The organism is Haematospirillum sp. 15-248 (genome assembly GCF_012102665.1).
Lineage (GTDB): Bacteria > Pseudomonadota > Alphaproteobacteria > Rhodospirillales > Rhodospirillaceae > Haematospirillum.
The window spans coordinates 52,889-73,122 of record NZ_JAAVTF010000011.1; the positions used below are offsets into that span (position 1 = coordinate 52,889).

General features: G+C 56.6%; 18 protein-coding genes. 11 read left to right on the forward strand and 7 right to left on the reverse strand.

Annotated elements, in window-relative coordinates; translation table 11 throughout:
• The first annotated feature begins 7 nt into the window (after window positions 1–7).
• The 6 genes from HEQ72_RS09610 (at window position 8) to ptsN (ending at window position 5,677) form a co-directional block, all read left to right on the forward strand.
• Window positions 8–1,003, forward strand: a complete 996-nt coding sequence (locus HEQ72_RS09610) for a KpsF/GutQ family sugar-phosphate isomerase (RefSeq protein ID WP_168023217.1) — start codon at window positions 8–10, stop codon at window positions 1,001–1,003.
• Window positions 1,003–1,632, forward strand: coding sequence for an LPS export ABC transporter periplasmic protein LptC (gene lptC, locus HEQ72_RS09615; protein ID WP_168020944.1), 630 nt, complete (start codon window positions 1,003–1,005; stop codon window positions 1,630–1,632). The genes HEQ72_RS09610 and lptC overlap by 1 nt, the downstream gene beginning before the upstream one ends.
• 21 nt (window positions 1,633–1,653) lie before the next feature.
• Window positions 1,654–2,538 (forward strand): LptA/OstA family protein, encoded by an 885-nt coding sequence (locus HEQ72_RS09620; RefSeq protein WP_168023218.1) that lies wholly within the window; start codon window positions 1,654–1,656, stop codon window positions 2,536–2,538.
• Window positions 2,539–2,580: 42 nt separating this feature from the next.
• Window positions 2,581–3,384, forward strand: a complete 804-nt coding sequence (lptB, locus tag HEQ72_RS09625; RefSeq protein ID WP_168023219.1) for an LPS export ABC transporter ATP-binding protein — start codon at window positions 2,581–2,583, stop codon at window positions 3,382–3,384.
• Window positions 3,385–3,401: 17 nt separating this feature from the next.
• Window positions 3,402–4,928, forward strand: coding sequence for an RNA polymerase factor sigma-54 (gene rpoN, locus HEQ72_RS09630; RefSeq protein WP_168023220.1), 1,527 nt, complete (start codon window positions 3,402–3,404; stop codon window positions 4,926–4,928).
• 287 nt (window positions 4,929–5,215) lie between these two features.
• Window positions 5,216–5,677, forward strand: a complete 462-nt coding sequence (ptsN, locus tag HEQ72_RS09635) for a PTS IIA-like nitrogen regulatory protein PtsN (protein ID WP_168020948.1) — start codon at window positions 5,216–5,218, stop codon at window positions 5,675–5,677.
• A gap of 84 nt (window positions 5,678–5,761) precedes the next feature.
• Here ptsN and ptsP read toward each other — a convergent pair whose 3' ends face one another.
• From ptsP to HEQ72_RS09660, 5 genes are all read right to left on the reverse strand, one after another.
• Window positions 5,762–7,525, reverse strand: a complete 1,764-nt coding sequence (ptsP, locus tag HEQ72_RS09640) for a phosphoenolpyruvate--protein phosphotransferase (protein WP_168020949.1) — start codon at window positions 7,523–7,525, stop codon at window positions 5,762–5,764.
• The gene (locus HEQ72_RS09645; RefSeq protein ID WP_066136423.1) at window positions 7,515–7,778 is read right to left on the reverse strand and encodes an HPr family phosphocarrier protein; all 264 of its coding nucleotides are present in this window, start codon (window positions 7,776–7,778) and stop codon (window positions 7,515–7,517) included. Before HEQ72_RS09645 ends, ptsP begins: the two co-directional genes overlap by 11 nt.
• Before the next feature lie 117 nt (window positions 7,779–7,895).
• Window positions 7,896–8,297 (reverse strand): PTS sugar transporter subunit IIA, encoded by a 402-nt coding sequence (locus HEQ72_RS09650; protein ID WP_168020950.1) that lies wholly within the window; start codon window positions 8,295–8,297, stop codon window positions 7,896–7,898.
• Window positions 8,294–9,268, reverse strand: coding sequence for an RNase adapter RapZ (gene rapZ, locus HEQ72_RS09655; protein ID WP_168023221.1), 975 nt, complete (start codon window positions 9,266–9,268; stop codon window positions 8,294–8,296). The genes HEQ72_RS09650 and rapZ overlap by 4 nt, the downstream gene beginning before the upstream one ends.
• Window positions 9,265–9,699 (reverse strand): HPr kinase/phosphorylase, encoded by a 435-nt coding sequence (locus tag HEQ72_RS09660; protein WP_168023222.1) that lies wholly within the window; start codon window positions 9,697–9,699, stop codon window positions 9,265–9,267. The genes rapZ and HEQ72_RS09660 overlap by 4 nt, the downstream gene beginning before the upstream one ends.
• 162 nt (window positions 9,700–9,861) lie before the next feature.
• On the opposite strand from HEQ72_RS09660, the gene HEQ72_RS11615 reads away from it, so the two are divergent.
• The 4 genes from HEQ72_RS11615 to HEQ72_RS09675 all read left to right on the forward strand — a co-directional run bounded on the left by HEQ72_RS11615 (window position 9,862) and on the right by HEQ72_RS09675 (window position 16,554).
• Window positions 9,862–9,984 carry a hypothetical protein gene (locus HEQ72_RS11615; RefSeq protein WP_272487541.1) on the forward strand — a complete coding sequence of 41 codons (123 nt, stop codon included), beginning with the start codon at window positions 9,862–9,864 and terminating at the stop codon, window positions 9,982–9,984.
• A gap of 13 nt (window positions 9,985–9,997) precedes the next feature.
• Window positions 9,998–10,432, forward strand: a complete 435-nt coding sequence (locus HEQ72_RS09665; RefSeq protein WP_168023223.1) for an SEL1-like repeat protein — start codon at window positions 9,998–10,000, stop codon at window positions 10,430–10,432.
• 250 nt (window positions 10,433–10,682) lie between these two features.
• Window positions 10,683–15,533 (forward strand): NAD-glutamate dehydrogenase, encoded by a 4,851-nt coding sequence (locus HEQ72_RS09670; RefSeq protein WP_168023224.1) that lies wholly within the window; start codon window positions 10,683–10,685, stop codon window positions 15,531–15,533.
• A 157-nt stretch (window positions 15,534–15,690) separates the two neighbouring features.
• The gene (locus HEQ72_RS09675) at window positions 15,691–16,554 is read left to right on the forward strand and encodes an alpha/beta fold hydrolase (RefSeq protein WP_168020956.1); all 864 of its coding nucleotides are present in this window, start codon (window positions 15,691–15,693) and stop codon (window positions 16,552–16,554) included.
• Window positions 16,555–16,597: 43 nt separating this feature from the next.
• Here the strand turns inward: HEQ72_RS09675 and HEQ72_RS09680 are convergent, their stop codons facing one another.
• A complete protein-coding gene (locus HEQ72_RS09680) occupies window positions 16,598–17,188 on the reverse strand; it encodes a malonic semialdehyde reductase (protein ID WP_168023225.1) in 591 nt (196 codons plus the stop codon).
• A 77-nt stretch (window positions 17,189–17,265) separates the two neighbouring features.
• The gene (locus tag HEQ72_RS09685) at window positions 17,266–18,030 is read right to left on the reverse strand and encodes an SDR family NAD(P)-dependent oxidoreductase (RefSeq protein WP_168020958.1); all 765 of its coding nucleotides are present in this window, start codon (window positions 18,028–18,030) and stop codon (window positions 17,266–17,268) included.
• Between the two features lie 176 nt (window positions 18,031–18,206).
• On the opposite strand from HEQ72_RS09685, the gene HEQ72_RS09690 reads away from it, so the two are divergent.
• Entirely contained in the window at window positions 18,207–20,165 is a 1,959-nt protein-coding gene (locus HEQ72_RS09690) for an acetoacetate--CoA ligase (RefSeq protein WP_322099208.1), read from the forward strand.
• Window positions 20,166–20,234 lie beyond the last annotated feature (69 nt).

Here is a 20,234-nt window from a genome sequence, read left to right on the forward strand (position 1 = left end):
TGTGTTTGTGAAAGCATCGTCGTCTCTTTCGTCTGGATCCGCATCCCTGGACTCTGCCCTGGAAGCCGGGCGCAGGGTGCTGTTGACCGAAGCCGGGGCTCTGCATAGCTTGGCAGAGAGCCTTGATGGTCCTTTCTCGGCTGCCCTGGAGCGGCTTCTGGCTGTGAAGGGCCGTGTTGTTGTCACGGGCATGGGCAAGAGTGGCCATATCGGTGCCAAGATTGCCGCAACCTTGGCATCAACGGGCACGCCGGCGTTCTTTGTGCACCCGGCAGAGGCCAGTCACGGTGATCTCGGGATGGTGACGCAGGATGATGCGGTCATCGCCCTGTCCAATTCGGGGGAAACTGCCGAGTTGGCAGACATTGTCGCCTATACTCGTCGTTTTGCCATCCCTCTGATCGGTATTACCGGGCGGGCTGACAGTGCTTTAGCCGTGGACAGCGATGTTGCCTTGGTGATGCCGGCCTTTGAAGAGGCATGTCCGCATGGATTGGCTCCGACCACTTCGACCACGCTGATGCTGGCCTTGGGTGATGCGTTGGCAGTTGCTCTTCTGGAAAGTAAGGGCTTCAGTGCTGAGGATTTCCGTATTTTCCATCCAGGGGGGAAGCTGGGGCAGCGGCTGATGCGTGTTGCTGACCTGATGCATGGTCCGCAGGAGCTGCCTTTGTGTACCCCCGATACCCTGATGGCCGATGTTCTGGTTGAAATGACGGGCAAAAGTCTTGGCTGTGCCGGTGTCATGGGGGCTGACGGGCGTCTGGCGGGCATGATTACAGATGGTGACCTGCGTCGCCATATGGAAGATGGGTTGATGCGGCGGCGGGCGGTGGACGTGATGACCCCGGATCCGATGACGGTTTCTCCCACGCTTCTTGCCGGGGAAGCTCTGCACCGTATGAACAGCCGTAAGGTTACCGGACTTTTTGTTGTTGATCCGGGTGGGCGGCCGGTTGGCTTCCTGCACGTGCATGATTTGCTCCGGGCCGGTATTGTCTGATGCCTGTTCCTGATCCTTCCGGACGTTGGTCCTTGTTGTTCGGCTACAGTCGCCTTGTCGTGGCGATGAAGGTTCTGCTGCCTGCCCTTGCCCTGCTTCTGATTGTGGGCGTTCTTCTCTGGCCGCGCCTTGTTGCCGAGACAAGTGCGCCTTCGTCCTTGATCCAGGCTGTGACAGAAGACGTTCCCTTGGAGAACCGACAGATGGAACAGCCCCGTTACAGGGCAACAGATGCGGACAACCAGCCTTACACCCTGAATGCCGACCGTGTGTGGGAAACTGTGCCCGGATCATCGGAGTTTAACCTGGTCAATCCACGCGCTGACATGGCGACGAATGATGGTGCGTGGTTGGCGATGGATGCGCCTGAGGGGCTGTACTATGAAAATCAGTCCATTCTGGATTTGTCTGGCGGTGTGAACCTGTACCATGATGCGGGGTATGAGTTGCATACGCCATCTGTCACGATTGATGTGGCGGCAGGGGAAGCCATCGGTATGGAGGCTGTTGAAGGTCAGGGGCCATCCATGACAATCGCATCAGAAGGTATCCACGTGGTGGAACGTGGTCGTTCCGTCCTGTTTACGGGAAAGGTGCGCCTTGTCCTTTACCCGGAGAAAGCTCCTTAGGAGCGGCAGGAGCCTGATCATATGCGTATCGCGGCACATGTCCTGTTTCTCTTGGTTGCTCTGTTGGGTGGCCTTGTATTTTTGCCTGTGCATGCGCAGGACCCCGGCCTTGTTGTGGCCGGGGATGATGATGCACCGGTCGTGATAGAGGCCGAGAATGGCCTGGAATGGACAAGGGAACAGCGTCGTTTTGTGGCGCGTGGTCATGCGACCGCAGTTCGGGGTGATGCGACGCTGAGGGCTGATACCCTCTTTGCATTCTATGATGATGACAGCCATAACAGGGCTGTTCCGCAGGGTGCGGGTTCGTTTGGTTCCATTCGTTTGCTGGAGGCGCACGGCTCTGTCGTGATGACGGCTCCGGGAAGACGTGCGCGGGGTGAGAAAGCTGTTTACGATGTTGTCACAGGTGCCTTGACCCTGTTTGGTCAAGGGAAAGGTGTTGTCGTAACCCTGCCGCAGGATACCATAACGGCGCGTGATACAGTCCATTATGACAGTCGCTCCCTGGTGGCAACAGCAAAGGGGGATGCACGCGTCGTCAGGCAGGATCGCATCATGTCTGCCGATACAATGGTGGCACGGATGGGTGCGGCACGCGGCGGGAATACCTTGAAAACCGTTGATGCAACCGGAAATGTCCGTATCGTTACCCCGCATGAGCAGGGGACAGGTGATCGCGGGCACTATGATGCCGTGACCGGGATTGCTACGCTGACAGGTACGGTTACCCTGGTTCGTGATGGAACGATTCTGACTGGAAATAAGGCGGTGTTTGACATGAATACCGGTGTGTCCCGTCTGGTGGGCGGGCCAGGACGTGCAAGGGCTGTTTTGGTTCCGGAAAAACCTGTTCAGGACGGGCAGAAGAGTGGTAGCGATGAAGCATCGAAGGGTCAGCCCTGATTCCCGACAGGGTTCACTCAGCATACGGAGACAGCGACGCTTGTGAGAACGGAGAAAGATCATCCTGCACCGGGTTCCGGTTCCGATAACGAAACGGCTGGAACGGTCCAGGCAAAAGATTCAAGCACGGGCCTTCGTGTCCGTCGCATAGGCAAGCACTACAAACGTAGGCCTGTTCTTCACGATGTCAGCTTGTCTGTGCAGCGTGGCGAGGCTGTTGGCCTTCTGGGGCCGAACGGGGCTGGCAAGACGACGTGCTTTTATTGTGTGACGGGCCTTATTATGCCTGACTCAGGGACTATCGAGCTGGATGGTCGTGATATCACGGCGCTGCCCATGTATCGTCGGGCGCGCTTGGGCATAGGGTATTTGCCGCAGGAAGCCTCTATTTTCCGTGGGCTCAGCGTCGAGCAGAATATCATGGCTATTCTGGAGGTATGCGAGTCGGATCAGGATGTGCGCGAAGCACGGCTTGAGGATCTTCTGGCTGAATTCTCCGTATCCCATCTGCGTAGGGCCCCGGCCTTGTCCTTGTCCGGGGGGGAACGCCGGCGTGTGGAAATTGCCCGTGCACTGGCATCCAGACCATCTTATATTCTTCTGGATGAACCGCTGGCCGGGATTGATCCGATTGCAGTGGCTGAGATCCGTGACCTTGTGGCCCATCTCAAGGATCGGGGTCTGGGCGTGTTAATCACGGATCACAATGTACGGGAAACACTGGATATCATTGACCGTGCCTGTATTCTTCATGCTGGTACGGTCCTGATGGAAGGGAAGCCGGAAGAGATTGTGGCTGACGAAGGGGTTCGTCGCGTGTATTTGGGCGAGAATTTCAGACTGTAGGGCGGGGGGCCCCGGTAATGGTGCTTCAACCCAGGCTCGATATGCGGCAGACCCAGGGTCTGGTCATGACGCCGCAGCTGCAGCAGGCTATCAAGTTGTTGCAGCTGTCTAACCTTGAGCTTGGAGCCTGGATCGAGCAGGAACTGGAGCGTAATCCGCTTCTTGAGCGGGCAGAGCCGTCCGTGGCCGTGTTGCCGGAGTCCGACGTTCCAGTTGAGTATCGTCGCGATGCCGGTCAGGATGTTCTCGTTGACCCGATTGACGGGGCCCGCGAAGCTCCGCTGGATGTCGAGGTAGATAATACCTTTGACGAAGGGAGTCCGCGGGAAGGCCCGGCATGGGATCCAGATGAAGCTTTGGGGCGATGGGACAGGGTTGGCCATGGGGGCCGTGGGGATTTTTCTGACAACGAAATGGATCATGACCGGCAGGTTTCTGCCGCCAGGTCTTTGCGCGACCATATTCTGGAGCAGGTGGAGCTGGATATCCCTGATCCTGTGGATCGCTTGGTTGCCGTGGCTTTGCTTGATGCCTTGGATGACAATGGGTGGCTTCTGGTCCCGACGCTGGATATTGCGGATGGCCTTGGTACATCACAGGAGCACGTAGAGGCGGTTCTTCGGGTTGTTCAGCGCTTTGACCCGCCGGGTCTTTTTTCCCGCTCCCTGAAAGAATGCCTGGCCCTTCAGCTTGCAGATCGTGATCGTCTGGACCCCGCTATGCAGACCCTTGTTGACAATCTTGATCTTCTGGCACGTCGTGACTTTGCAACGTTGATGCGTATTTGTGGTGTTGACGAAACAGATCTTCAGGACATGATCACGGAAATCCGTGCCCTTGATCCCAAGCCGGCACAGCATTTTGATGCGGTTGTGGCGCCCCCGGTTGTCCCCGATGTCCTGATGCGGCCTCTTCCGGATGGAGGATGGATTGTTGAACTCAATCCGGACACTTTGCCCAAGGTTCTGGTCAACAGTCGCTACTATGCACGTGTCAGCAAGGCTGCCCTTTCCAAGGAAGAGAAGGCTTTTGTAACCGAGAATTTTCAGTCGGCATCCTGGCTGGTCAAGTCACTTGACCAGAGGGCCAACACAATCCTGAAGGTCTCGACCGAGATTGTGCGTCGTCAGCACCGCTTTTTTGAAGAAGGCGTATCCGGCTTGCGTCCGTTGATATTGCGGGATATCGCCGAGGCCGTGGATATGCACGAGAGTACGGTCAGTCGTGTAACCAACAACAAGTATCTGTCTACGCCAAGAGGTGTCTACGAGCTGAAGTACTTTTTCACCCAGGCGATATCAACAACTGATGGTCGTGACTCTGTTTCGGCGGAGGCTGTTCGTCTTAGAATTAAAAGCCTTATTGATGGAGAGGAACCCGGAAAAGTTCTGTCCGACGATGCCTTGGTGGCGATTCTACAGGCTGAAGGCATTGATATCGCCCGGCGCACTGTGGCCAAGTACCGTGAGTCGATGAAAATTCCATCGTCGGTCCAAAGGCGGCGAGAAAAGTTTATGGGGGGATCGCCCCCTGTCGCAGTATAATAGCCCGGTCTTTGCAAGGTGTTCCCGATGGGTGTTTGTTCTGTCTTGACCGGGCGGCGCACTGATCTTATGGTTCGCCCCCTTGTTTGGAGGTGGGAAGGGGCATCGGATATTCTGGCCATGTACTTTGATTGGCAGGCTGTTCGGTCCAGTTTTTGTGTGCTGGTTGGCTTCTTTTTCCTCTTTTTGCGGAGATGGTTAACCTTTTGTTTTTACTCGCGAGGGTAGTTATGTGAGGTTTTCGCAGTGCCGCCGTTTTTCCTTTTGAGAGCCAGTGAGGGCTTGTAATGGATATCACCAGTCTCGTCAGTCCAGAGAGCGTGGTGCCTTGCCTGAAAGTGACATCAAAGAAGCAGGCCCTTCAGGAGCTTGCCCGTCACGCCGCCCAGTTGACCGGTCTTCATGAGCGGGCCATCTTCGACACCCTGTTGGAGCGCGAGCGCCTTGGCACAACTGGTGTGGGCAATGGCATTGCCATACCGCATGGCAAAATGGCCGCTTTGGATCGTTTGTATGGTGTTTTTGCCCGTCTTGAACGTCCCGTTGACTTCGAGTCCATCGACGAACAGCCTGTTGATCTGATTTTTCTGCTTTTGGCCCCTGAATGTGCCGGTGCTGATCATCTGAAGGCGCTGGCCCGTGTATCGCGTCTTCTGCGTGACCGTGCCATGTGCGAGAAGTTGAGGGCAACGTCATCGGCCGATGCGCTGTATGTTCTCCTTGCCAACAGTGAAGCACAGGCAGCCTGATCTGCGGCCAGGCATTCAGGAACAATAAAAAACGGGCTGGCTTTATGTGCCAGCCCGTTTTCTTTCCGGGGATCGCCTACCTGCCTAGCCAAAAGCCTCTATCATTGTTTCGATCCGCGTTGGGTCGTGCTCGCTCATAACCTGCCGGGCATGTTCTTCTGCTGCCCAGTAGGCAAGGTGGCGGATTCTGTTCTTGACCCTGGGCAGGCTTCCGGCAGCCATGGAAAGCTCCCGGATGCCAATACCAACCAGAAGCGCTGCCAACCGTGGATCGCCGGCAATTTCCCCGCAGACGCTGACCGGTATGCCGGCCCGGAGGGCAGCCCCGGTTGTAAAGTGAATCAGGCGCAGAACAGCAGGGTGGGTCGGATTGTACAGATGGGCTACTTCCTGGTCTGTACGATCTATGGCCAAGGTATACTGGGTCAGGTCATTGGTGCCGATGGCAAAGAAGTCTGATGCTGTTGCCAAGGCATCGGCGGCCAGTGCCGCGCCCGGAACCTCGATCATAACACCCAGGGGAGGGATGGTATCCGGTACCGGGATCCGCGTTTTCTTCAGGCGGCTGTGCACGGCGCCAAGACATTCGCGTACAGCCGTAATTTCTGACACGGTGCAAACCATGGGGACCAGAATACGTACAGGGCCGTGTACGGCAACCCGCAGAATGGCGGCAAGCTGGGCTTCAAGGACTGCGGGTGAGGACAGGAGAAAGCGGACAGCCCGCAACCCCAGTGCCGGATTAGCCGGCATGCTGCCCCCCAGCGCCGTTGTCAGCTTGTCACCCCCCGCATCCAGAATGCGTATGGTGACCGGCTTGCCTTCCATGCGCTGTACAACCGTCTTCAGGGCCCTGTATTGTTCATCTTCGTCGGGCCAGTCCGGTCGGTTCATATACATGAATTCGCTGCGGAACAGGCCAATTCCCTCAGCCCCGGATGAGAGGATCGTATCGATCTCGCCGGGGAGCTCAATGTTTGCCATCAGACGTATTGTGGTTCCGTCAGAGGTCACTGCCGGCAAATCCCGCAGCCGCCCCAGATTGCGGCAGCTTCTCAGGAAGTCGGCGCGCCGGATGCGGTATGAGGCCAGCGTGTCCTGATCCGGGTTGATCACCACCGTACCGGTGACCCCGTCCAGGATGATCGTATCTCCTCTTTGTACCGAACTCATGATATCCGGCACAGCCAGTACGGCCGGGAGCCCCAACGAGCGGGCCATAATGGCCGTGTGACTTTCTGCTCCGCCACAGGCTGTGACAAAGCCTGCTACAGTCTCTGGATCAAGCAGGGCTGTATCGGCAGGTGTCAGCTCGTGGCTGACAATAACGGCATTGCGGGGCAGGTTCTGGAATGCCTTTTGTGGTGCTGCAGACAGATGGCGGATCAGCTTGTTCCCGATATCACGGATATCATCGGCCCGCTGTTGCAGATAGGGGTCATCCATGGCCTGGAAGGCATCGTTCAGGGCTGATATTTCATAACGAACGGCGGCTTCGGCATTGATGCGGTCGTGTTCGATTCTGGTTTCCACCCCCCGGATCAACCGGGATCCTTTCAGCATGTGCCCATAGGCATCCAGAAGGAATCCCAATTCCTCTCCCGCTTGGGCAGGTAGGTCGCCGGCTTTTTCCCGCAGGGTTTCCAGTTCGGTGCTGGCATCGGCCACAGCTGTGGTAAAGCGCTTCTTTTCTGCATCCACCCGGGATGCCGGTATTCGGTGCTCTGGTGCGTGTACATCACCGGGTTCGTGCAGACAGGCAACGCCAATGACAATGCCGGGTCCTACGCCGTGTCCGTGCAGAACGGCGCTTCCTGCCGCTTCGCTATGATCGGGCCTAGTCTTCATCGAACTTTTCGTCAACCAGCTTTCCAAGGCCTTCCAGAGCATCTCGTGCCTGTGGCCCTGTGGCGCGCATTTCAATGATGGTACCCGTTGATGCGGCCAGCATCATCAACCCCATGATGGATCGCCCCGATACCGTTTGCCCCCGGTTGCAGACCTGGACATCAGCCTGGAATGTTTCGGCAAGTTTGACGAAACGTGCGGCAGCTCTGGCATGCAGGCCCCTGGTGTTGCGGATTTCCGCACGCCGGACCATGGTCCCGTCCTCAAGGGTTTCAATGGTAAAGGATGCTATCTCATGCTGGGGCTCCATGTGCATGGACGGCTGTCTCCTTTCTGATGACTGTTCTGTGTTGACTGACCAGAACCGGTGTCAGTGGTCGGTCAGGAGTTTCGAGGCAACGTTGATATATTTGCGCCCGGCGTCCTGCGCGGCAAGGACTGCCTTTTCCAGAGACATGTCATGGCGGACACTGGCCAGCTTGATCAGCATTGGCAAATTGACACCGGCAATGACCTCAACCTGTGCCCGCCCCATGATGGATATGGCCAGATTCGATGGCGTACCACCGAACATGTCTGTCAGAACCACAACACCGTTCCCGGTTTCTACCGAGGCAACCTTGTCCAGGATGTCGGCCCTGCGTTGTTCCATGTCATCTTCAGGGCCAATGCATACGGCTGCGGTTCCTGCCTGATGGCCAACAACGTGTTCCAGGGCGGCGATCATTTCCTCGGCCAGGCGACCGTGAGTGACCAGTACCATACCGATCATGATTGTATTTCCTTCATAGACCCCTGTAATGTCTGGCTCTGTGATGGCAGGGCAGAGATATCCCTGTGCCTGAGGATGGGGTTATAGTTTTGCTCTGTCAGCCAGGCATGGATCTGTCTGGCCGTAAAGACAGATCGGTGTTGTCCGCCGGTGCAGCCGACGGCAATGGTCAGGTAACTGCGCCCTTCAGATTGGTAACGCGGCAGGATGGGGTGCAACAAGGTTTTCACACTCTCAAGAAAAGGCGCGAAAACAGGGTCTTCCGCGACATACTCCCCGACCTCGGGATCTTCACCGGTTTTGGTTTGTAGGTGGTCAACATAGTAGGGATTACGTAGGAAACGCACGTCCAGAACGATATCTGCTTCCCTGGGCAAGCCATTCTTGAAACCAAAGGACATAACCGTAACCTGCATCCGCGACCGACAGTCGGTCCTGTAGCGTTCCTCGATCAGGGAACGGAACTCATTGTGGCCCAGACGCGAAGTGTCGACAACAAGGTTGGCAACCGCCTTCAGTGGAGCCATGATCCGGCGCTCCAGGGCAATGCCATCGCTGACGGGCAGGTCACTCTTTGTCGGGTGGCGCCGCCGGGTTTCGGTAAAACGGCGAATCAGGACGTCGTCGTCAGCATCAAGAAAGAGCAGGTGTACGTCTACGTTCGGGCGTTTCTGCAGTCCATCAAGAATACCCCTGAACCAAGTCGCATCCAGATCCCGGGTCCGGATATCAATACCAAGAGCCAGAAAATGTGGTTGCCTTGGTGTATCCTGCATCTCCATTCCGGGGCCAAGGCTCAACAGGCCGTCCAGCAGCACAAGGGGGAGATTGTCGACAACCTCGTAGCCAATGTCTTCCAGTACATTCAGGGCGGTGGATTTCCCAGCCCCGGACAGTCCCGTGACGATTACCAGACGTGTTGTGTCCTGGATTGGTCCTGAAGTCTCTGTCGTCGCGTTGGGATTTATCATGATACGGGGATAATTTCTCCTGTGGCCAGCCGGAGTGCAAGACGAACGTGGGCTGTTGCAGACACCCGGAATGGATCAATCCATACCCGACGTACGGGAACGCTGCAAAGCAGAACCTGATCCGTTTCGGGAAGTCGTTCGGTTTCTCCGCCTGCCCTCAGGTCACACAGAAGCGAAACCGGTACCGGTCCACAGGAAGGAACCGGAACAATTCCAAGCCCACGTACTTCCAGAAAGCCGGCCAGGCGATCGGGTGGAAAGGCAACAAGCTGTCCGTTTCTGGCATCGATGCGACACAGGTCGTCCGCCACCAGCTGTGCACCCTCATCAACAAGCCGCAGCGCCAGGTCGGACTTGCCGCTTCCCGATGCGCCCCGCAGGATAACGCCGTGACCGTGGACAGCAATACATGTGGCGTGAATGTGTTCCATCAACCCGGAGGGTGAGAGTCCTGTTATGGAAAGTCAATCCTTGCCGTATGTCCATGATGCAGGTGTGTGGCAATTGTGAGGGTCCTGCTGTTTGTGCTATCGTCGCTGCGGTGCGTTTCTGTGGTAAGGTGGGTCACGCGTGATGGGATTCCGGACAGGGCAATGCAAGGCCAGGCAGTCGAGGCCGCCCTTTATATTCCGGCTTGGGCCATTGTTCGTGTTGATCTCTTTTCTGTCAGCATTCTTGCTGCCTTTGCATGGCTATGGCTTCGGGCTGAGCCTTGACGAGATGTACCGTATGTCTCTTCGTCACGAGAATGAAGGTGTTTTGCCGGGGTATGTCGTCAACCGCGGTATGGCACCGTGGCCGGAGCCAAAGCCACCGACTCCGGCCGAGCGGGAAGCGGATACGGGGGCCGGGGTTCTGTCCCTGCCTTTGACGGAGCCTCTGCAATGGCCTCAGGTTGTGAAAGAGGTTGCCACCGGTAATCCTGGGCCATTTGCTGTGGATGCGGTGCGTCGTCGTGCCCGGAGCGATGATGCTGAGGCGGTTGAACTTCTGGCGTGGATGTATGCGGGGGGTGTTGGTGTCCACAAGGACCTTGCACAGGCATTCGAGCTGTATCTGAAGGCAAGTCGGCTTGGGGTAACAACCGCAAAGGATAATGCCGGCTCTGTTTACAAGTCCATGACGGTTGCGGAGCGTCGAACAGTCTTCAACCCTTTTAATTGATTCTTTGCTGCCTGTTTCTGACAGTGGGTCGTATAGCGTCTGTTGTCGGTACAGGAAAGATTCTGTCCATATATGGCTTTTTCCGGCATGCTTCGGAAAACTGCCGGGGCGGGCTTTGTTCCTCGTGAAAATTTTGTGTCCACAAAACGACTTGTGATCGTGAAACCCTTGAATTCCGGATCATTCAGGAGTTTCCTTATGGGGGTTTGCGCCCTTTGTCACCAAGCCACATGTTCGGGACACATGTACCATGGCATCTCATTCAAAGTCGTCCGGACCAGATCTCGTTAATCGTGTTGTTGAACTTGTCCGGGATCGTCTTGCGGGCGATCGGGCTGTCATTGCCGAAGCTCTCTTGCGGCAGTATGCAGGGGTCATGCCCCCTGTTGACCTGGAAGAGATGGACCCGGGTCAGCTCTATGGCATGGTGGTGTCGCTGTTGTCCTTTGCCCGTCATCGCAAGCCAAAACAGGCCAAGATACGGGTCTTCAACCCCAGAATTGACGAGGATGGCTACACAACGGATCATACCGTTGTCGAGTTGGTCAGCGATGACATGCCCTTTATCGTTGATTCCGTTGTGGCGTCCCTGTCCAGCATGGGGCTGAACGTTCTCGTTGTTATCCATCCCGTATTGCATGTTCGCCGTTCGGAAGACGGGACCCTTGTTGACATCCTTGACCCCGATGCACCACTGGGCAAGGGTTGTGAGGCTGATTCAGTCGTCCACATAGAGATCTTCGAGCAGAGCGACCCAAAAATTATCGCGATTATAACCCAGGATCTGGAAGCTGTTCTGCGTGATGTCCGGCAGGCTGTTGAAGACTGGAAGCCGGTTCAGGAGCGTGTGCTGGCTGTTACGTCCGAGGTCAAGCGGGAGAAGGGGCCAAAAGCACCCGCTGGCGAGGATGTGCAGGATGTTTGTGATTTCCTCGCTTGGCTGGCCGACAACCACTTTACGCTTCTGGGTTACCGCCGTTATGATATCAGGCAGAAGGGTGGTTCGGATGCCGTTGTGTCTGCTGAAGTGGGCGAAGGTCTTGGTATCCTGCGTAATGCGGACTATCTGGTGTTTGACGAAGTTCGTAACCCATCAGATCTGCCCCCTGAAATGGTGGCCTTTGCCTCGCACTCCAATCGTCTCCTGATTACAAAATCAAACCGTTTGTCCCGGGTTCACCGGGCCGTGCCGATGGATGTGATTTGCGTCAAGCGCTTTGGTGCCGGGGGCAAGATTGCCGGCATCGAAATGTTTGTCGGGTTGTTTACATCCAATGTCTACACGAACAGCGCCGGTTTTGTGCCTGTTCTGCGCACCAAGATCGATCGCATCATGCGGCGTACCGGCCTGCGTCCGGGCAGCCATGATGGCAAACGTCTCCTCAGTATTCTGGAAAATCTTCCGCGTGATGAGCTGTTCCAGGCCAAGGATGAGGAGCTGGAGACGATATCGGTTGGTATTCTGCACTTGCAGGATCGTCACCGCACGGCTGTCTTTATTCGTGTTGATGAATTCGGGCGTTTTGTCTCGGTTCTGGTGTTTGTGCCGCGGGATCGTTTCGATACCGATTTGCGTCTGACGATCCGTCGTATTCTTGAAGAGAGTCTGGATGCGGAACAAACGGGCTATTACACTCAGGTGACCGATGCGCCGCTGGCCCGTCTTCATGTTTTGCTGAAAGCCAGGAACAAGAAGGGAACCCTGCCGGCCTTTGATGTCGAGGCGATTGAAAAGCAGATTGCCGAGGCGGCCCGGGCATGGTCCGACCAGTTCCAGGAAGCTATCCTCCAGGCAAAGGGGGAGGAAAGGGGCAGTCGTCTGGTGCGCCGTTACGGCAACGCGTTCCCGAACTTCTACAAGGAGCGCTACAGCGCCGCTGCGGCTGTTTACGATATTGACCGTATCGAAGAGACCTTGGGCGGGAATTTGGCCCTGAATTTGTACCGTCCGCTGGAAGCAGCCGAGAACGAGGTACGCTTCAAGGTCTATCGGGCCGATAAACCAGTCCTGTTGTCCGATATTTTGCCGATGATGGAAAATATGGGTTTCCGGGTCAGCGGCGAGATGCCGTTCCAGGTCAAGATGGAAGATCTGAAGCGTTCGGTCTGGATCCATGAATTCTCCATGTCCTCGGCAGATGGGTCGCCGGTGCGGGTCAACGAAATTCGCGCCGCGTTCCATGATGCTTTCCAGCGTGTCTGGGCCGGGGATATTGCCGACGATGGTTTCAACTGCCTAGTCGTGACCACGGGGCTGCTGTGGCGTGAAGTGGTTATGCTGCGGGCTTATGCCAAGTACCTGCGGCAGGCTGCCTTTACGTTCTCCCAGGGGGCCATCGAGGCAACCATGGTCAAGAACGGGGCTATTGCCCGTCAGCTTGTTCGTTTGTTCCATGCCCGCTTTGATCCGGTTGGTGCATCCGGTGATACAGAAATCCTGACCCGCAAGATTCTGGAAAGCCTGGAGCATGTCAGCTCTTCCGACGAAGACCGGATTATTCGTCGCTACCTGAACCTGATTCATTGCACCCTGAGAACGAACTTCTATCAGAAAGCTGCTGACGGTCGGCCGAAGAGCTATATTTCTTTCAAGATTGACAGTCGGCGGGTCGAGGATCTTCCCCTTCCCCGCCCCAATGTCGAGGTGTGGGTTTACAGCCCCCGGGTCGAAGCAATCCATCTGCGTGGTGGCAAGGTAGCGCGTGGTGGGATCCGCTGGTCAGATCGTCGCGAGGACTTCCGTACCGAAATTCTGGGGCTGATCAAGGCCCAGATGGTCAAGAACGCCGTGATTGTTCCGGTCGGGTCAAAAGGTGGCTTTGTGGTCAAGAATCCTCCCCATGAAGGGGGGCGTGAAGCCTATATGGCAGAGGGAATTGAGTGTTACCGGACCCTGATGCGTGGCCTTCTTGATCTGACAGACAATCTGGTGGGGGGGAGTGTTGTGCCGCCCTCCGATGTCGTTCGCCATGATGATGACGATCCGTACTTGGTCGTTGCTGCGGACAAGGGAACAGCGACTTTTTCTGATATCGCAAATGGCATTTCAGCCGAATACGGGTTCTGGCTTGATGATGCGTTTGCGTCCGGTGGTTCACAGGGATACGACCACAAGATTATGGGGATTACGGCCCGCGGCGCATGGGAGGCGGTGAAGCGGCACTTCCGCGAAATGGGGCGGGATATCCAGACCCAGGACTTTACCTGCATTGGCGTCGGCGACATGTCGGGGGATGTGTTCGGGAATGGCATGCTGCTGTCACGCCACACGCGTTTGCTGGCTGCCTTCAACCATATGCACATCTTTATTGATCCCAATCCGGATACAAAGGCGAGCTATGACGAGAGGGAGCGGCTGTTCCGCCTGCCCCGTTCAACGTGGGCCGACTACAATTCATCCCTTATCTCGGCGGGTGGTGGTGTCTTTGAGCGTACGGCCAAGAAGATTCCGGTCAGTCCACAAATGCGGTCTCTCTTCGGGATTGAGACTGACAGTCTTACGCCCAATGAATTGATTCTGATCCTGTTGAAGGCGCATGTTGACCTGCTGTGGTTCGGTGGTATCGGGACGTATGTCAAGGCTGCGACTGAAACCAATGCCGAAGCTGGTGACCGTGCCAACGACGCTGTCCGGGTCAACGGAAAGGATATCAGGGCCAAGGTTATCGGAGAGGGAGCTAATCTGGGTGTGACCCAGCGTGGCCGTATTGAAATGGCCGGTGCCGGCGTTCGCCTGAACACCGATGCGATTGATAACTCCGCCGGTGTCGACTGCTCTGACCATGAGGTCAACATCAAAATTCTCCTCAACCGGGTTGTTGCTGACGGGGATATGACCCTGAAACAGCGCAACACATTGTTGGCTGAGATGACTGATGAGGTGGCCGAGCTGGTTCTGCGGGACAATTATCTACAGACCCAGGCAATTTCCCTCTCCCAGTACCGTGGTGCGGCTCTTCTGGATCAGCAGAGCCGTCTGATGCGGATGCTGGAAAAAGCGGGGCGCCTGGATCGTGGTATCGAGTATCTGCCCGATGATCTGGAGGTTGCCGAGCGGATTGCGGCCCGGCGCAGCATGGCCCGTCCTGAGCTTGCGGTTCTGATCGCCTATTCCAAGATGTGGTTGTTTGACGAGATTCTTGAAAGTGATCTCCCTGATGATCCCTCCATGGAAGAAGATCTGGTCAGTTATTTCCCCGAACGCCTGCGTGGCCCGTGGGTACGACAGATCCTGGAACACAAGCTGAAGCGGGAAATTATTGCGACCCATGCCGCCAACAGCATGATCAACCGTGTGGGTGGAACGTTTGTCACCCAGATTATGGAAAAAACAGGGGCCAAGCCGGCGGATGTAGCCCGTGCCTATATCGTGATCCGGGATGCATTCGGGCTGAGAGCCTTGTGGAACGAGGTGGAAGCCTTGGATAACAAGGCTCCGGCAGAGGCCCAGCTGGCCATGTTGACGGAAGCCAACCGGCTTGTGGAAAGGGGAACCTTGTGGGTCCTGCGCCATGGTGACCATGTTACTTCGGATCAGGGAGCCTTGACGGCAACCCTGCGGGAGGGAGCCGAAGCTCTGGCCTCTTCTGTCAGCAGTGCCTGTCCTCCGGATCTGCAGGCGGTTATCCAGTCCAGGAAGCAGGATATGGTAGGCAAGGGTGTTCCGGCGGCCTTGGCTGATCGTACGGCCTCTCTGGTTCTGTTGGCCTCTGTTCCTGATGTGGTTCGGCTGTCCCGTGACCTTGGTGTGACCGAGGTTCGTGCCGCCGCCCAGTATTTCGCCGTTGGTTCGCGCTTTGGTCTGGGATGGCTGCGTGCGGCATCCGAGAACCTGACCCAGGGCAGTCACTGGGAGAAGTTAGCTGCTGCTGCTGTGACAGATGAACTGTATGCCCTGCAACGCGGGGTGACGGCCCGTATTCTGGGTGAAACATCTGACAGTCTGTCCCCGATCGAGGCCATTGACTCCTGGGCCGAAAATTATAAGGCAGCGGTTCTGCGGACGGACCAGCTTCTGGTCGAGATGCGTTCAGCACCGGCAGTTGACTTGGCTATGTTGACTGTTGCCAGCCGCCAGTTCGGTAGCCTGGCAGGGGTCTAGACCTTGTGCACAAGCGGGGTGGAGCATGCCACCCCGTTTTCGCGCTTTGTCTTGTGAGGTATAATCGACGCGTTTGATGCCGTAGGATGCTGCCCTCCGTCCTTTCTGTGCAGGGGTTCGCGTTTTACTTCTGCCAGAAACTGTTGTGGATGGTCTGATGTCTTCCAGGACCTCCTTGCCTGTTCCTGACCTTGAGGTCATCAATCAGAAGCCATCTGTGCCTTCTGCCGCTCCCCCGCTGCTGTTTGTCCATGGTGCTTTCTGCGGAGCCTGGGTCTGGCAGGAAAACTTTCTGCCTTGGTTGGCTGGCCAGGGGTTTGACGTGTATGCCTTGTCCCTGAGAGGACACGGAGCCAGTGGTGGTTACGAGCATCTGTCTGGAACTCACGTGTTTGAATATATGGCTGACGTGCTTTCCGTTATGGATCGTCTTCCCGCGCCACCAATTCTTGTGGGCCATTCCATGGGCGGCATGGTTGTCCAGAGGGTGATCGAATCTTTTGACGTGCAGGATTTTTCTGTGAAGCGTCCTGTGCAGGGGGCTGTCCTGATGTCATCGGTGCCCCCGGGCGGATTATGGGGAACGTCGCTTCATATGATGACGCATGATCCATCGCTGTTGCTCCAGATTGTCGCCCTGCAAAATTTCGGGATGTCAGCCCTGTCGCCCCAGACAATTCACCGTGCCATGTTTTCCCCGACGGAACCGATGGAGGAAACGCGTGTTTATCTTGAGCGCCTGCAGCCGGAGTCCGTTGCCATTCAGTCGGATATGACGCTGGCCCCGCCCCCTGTTCCTGCCAATGGGCGGAGCATACCCATGCTTGTGATTGGTGCCTCGGAAGACAGCTTTGTACCGCCCTGGATGGCCCACCTGACAGCCCGGTATTACGGCGCGGAGTCCCAAGTCCTGAACGGCGTGGGTCATGCCATGATGCTGGGCACGCTATGGCACCAGGCTGCTTCTGTCCTGAGGGAATGGCTCTGGCGCCACTGGCCACCGGCGGGTGGGCGAGGCTGACCGGCAGAGGCTGTGTGCAAGGCATCAACCGGTCAGCAATGGATTACACGATGCGGCAGGCTTCCTCAAAAGCCAGGCGCGGGCTGCGCGGATATAGCTTCGATGGATCCCCATAGCCCAGATTGCATAAAAAATTGGCCTTGAAGCGACCATCAGGGAAGAAAGCGGCATTAAGTTTATCGGGGTTGAAGCCACTCATGGGCCCGCAGTCCAGTCCAAGCGACCGGGCGGCCATAATCAGGTACCCCCCCTGCAGGGAGCCATTACGGAAGGCTGTTTCTGCCGCATGGGCGGCGTTACCGGCAAACCAGCTGCGGGCATCGGCATGTGGGAACAGGGTGGGAAGGTGATCATAGAAAGCGGTGTCGTATGCAACAATGGCTGTTGCCGGCGCATTCATGGTTTTTTCAACGTTGCCCTCATCCAGTGCAGGACGCAGACGTTCTTTGCCTTCTGGCGTGGTGACGAAGACCACCCGCATGGGGGAGCAGTTGGCAGCTGTCGGTCCCATCCGGGCCAGGTTCCACAGGGCTTTCAGGGTTGCCTCTGGAACAGGCTTCTTGTTCCAGCCATTGTGGGTACGGGCATCGATGAAGAGTTGGGCCAGTGCGGCCTTGTCCAGGGAAGAAGACACAGATCAGGCTCCTTGTCACCGGGGTTGGATCCGGCGATTGTAGCATCGCCGGATCTGTGGGTCATCCGGGCAGGACTTTATTTTGGCTCAAGCCTCAAAGCCCCGTCCAGGCGGATGGTTTCTCCATTCAGCATGGGATTGTTCACAACAGCCAACACCATGTGACCAAATTCTTCCGCTTGTCCCAGGCGTCGAGGGAACAGGGTTCTGGACACAAGGCTGCTATGTACGTCGCGTGGAAGTCCGGCAATCATTGGCGTTTCGAACAGTCCGGGCGCAATACACATGACCCGGATGCCATGAGGGGCAAATTCCCGCGCTGCCGGCAGGCTGAGCGCGGCAACACCTCCTTTCGAGGCAGCATAGGCGGCTTGGCCAATCTGACCGTCAAACGCGGCAATAGAGGCGGTATTAACGATAATCCCCCGTTCTTCGTCCAGTCCGATGGGGTCTGTCTCCATCATGTCGGATGCCGCCTGGCTCATGACATGGAATGTCCCGACCAAATTTATGGCGATGGTTTTGTGGAAACCTGCCGGATCCATGGGGCCATTGCGACCAACAATACGGCCACCATGAACAATCCCGGCGCAGTTGACACAAATTCGGGCCGGGCCATGTGTAGCTTTTGCCGTCTTCAGGGCTGTGTGCACAGAGCCAGGGTCTGTGACATCACAGGTTATGGGTGTTGCCCCGGTTTCCTGTGCCGCTTCTTCCAGGCGGCTGGTATCGGTATCCAGTATGCTGACCCTTGCTCCGGCCCGAACAAGGACACCAGCCGTTGCCCGTCCCAACCCGGATGCTCCACCGGTTATGATTGCAGCGAGTCCCTTTATATCCATCAATGATCCCCCATCTGGATACGGTCTTTGGCTGACTGTATGCAAAGCCCGCCGCGATGTACATGCTCACACGGCAAAAACGGGGCAGGAGGTGCAGTTTTATATTCGCTGTCTTGGCGTCGGCTGTGGAATGCGTCACAGTCTCTTGTTATGCCCGTTCAGAGCAGGAGAGTCGGGTGTCAGAGTCGCCGATCTTGTGGCAACCTTCGGATGAACGTATCCGGGCGAGCAATCTCTTCTCGTTCATGACCCGTATCAATGACCGGTACGGCGTCTCGCTTGCTGACTATGAGTCGCTGCATCGCTGGTCCGTCGAGAATATTCCCGCTTTCTGGCAAGAAGTCTGGACGTTCTGTGAACTGATCGGTGATCCGGGATCGGTTGTTGTTGATGATCCCGGTCGTTTGCCCGGTGCCCGCTGGTTTCCCGAAGGCCGTGTCAATTATGCCGAGAACCTGTTGCGGCCCCGCCCGGCGGATGCTCTGGCCGTTGTCTTCCGTGGCGAGGACAAGGTGCAGCGCCGTCTGACGTATGGGCAGCTGTGTGAGCAGGTATCACGGGCCAGGCAGGCGTTACAGGCTGCCGGTGTGGTCTGTGGTGACCGGATTGCCGCGTATATGCCCAACATGCCCGAGACCCTGATCCTGATGCTGGCAGCCGTATCGATCGGGGCTGTTTGGTCTTCAGCATCCCCGGATTTTGGTGTTCAGGGTGTCCTTGATCGTTTCGGTCAAATAGAGCCTGTCGTCCTGTTGACCGTGGATGGCTATCATTACAACGGCAAAAGTCATGATATCCGCGACAAGGTGCGGGCTGTTGCCCAAGGCATTCCGTCCTTGCGCACGGTTGTTGTTGTGCCCTACGTAACCGAGAAGCCAGATATTTCGTCTGTACCGAAGGCGGTATCTTGGGACCAGTTTCTCGGTGGTTTTGTTCCGGGCAAGCTGGACTTTGTCCGCCTGCCGTTTGATCACCCGTTGTTTGTGATGTTTTCATCCGGAACAACAGGGGTCCCGAAGTGCATTGTGCATAGCCATGGCGGTACCTTGCTCCAGCAGGTCAAGGAGCATGTCCTCCATTGTGACGAGAAAGCTGGAGACCGGGTCTTCTACTTCACCACCTGCGGCTGGATGATGTGGAACTGGCTGGTGTCGGCCTTGGCTGTCAAGGCTGCCTTGATGCTGTACGACGGGGCGCCATCCTGGCCTTCGGGAAACGCAATGTTTGATTATGCCCAGGCAGAGCGTTTCACATTCTTCGGAACGTCAGCCAAATGGATCGATGCCATTCGCAAGGATGGCCTGCGCCCGCGTGATACCCACGATCTGTCCAGCGTTCGTGTTATTGCCTCGACGGGTTCTCCTTTGGTTCCTGAATCTTTTGACTACGTATACGATGCGATCAAGCCTGATGTTCTGCTGGCGTCCATTTCCGGCGGAACAGACATTGTGTCCTGCTTTATGCTGGGCAACCCCTTGGGGGCGGTCCGTCGTGGTGAGATCATGGGGCGGGGGCTTGGGCTGGCGGTTGATGTCTTCGATGAGGCCGGCAAGCCAATACGGGGTGAGAAGGGTGAACTGGTGTGCACCAAGGCATTTCCAGCTGTTCCGGTTGGCTTTTGGGGTGATGCCGATGGTGCAAAGTTCCGCAGTGCCTATTTTGAACGTTTTCCCGGAATCTGGACCCACGGTGATTGGGTCGAGCTGACCGGCAGCGGCGGGATTATTGTCTATGGGCGATCCGATGCAACGCTGAATCCTGGTGGTGTGCGGATTGGTACGGCAGAGATCTATCGCCAGGTCGAGAAGTTGGAAGAAGTTGTTGAGTCTTTGGTCGTAGGGCAGGACTGGGACAATGATACCCGTGTTATCCTGTTTGTTCGCCTGCGCCCCGGTGTGTCATTGGATCCTGCCCTGCAGGACCGTATCCGCAAGACAATACGCGAGAACTGCACGCCACGTCATGTGCCGGCCCGCATTGTCGAAGTGGCCGACATTCCGCGAACCAAGTCCGGAAAGATTGTCGAGTTGGCTGTGCGCGAGGTTGTGCACGGGCGCCCAGTCAAGAACATGGAAGCCTTGGCCAACCCGGAAGCCTTGGCTCATTTTTCCAACCGTCCCGAGTTGTCCACCTGATTGTTGATGGCACGGGAGGGTGCCCTTCCGACATAAAGATATCCTTATGTGTTCTTGTGTCTCTTTTCT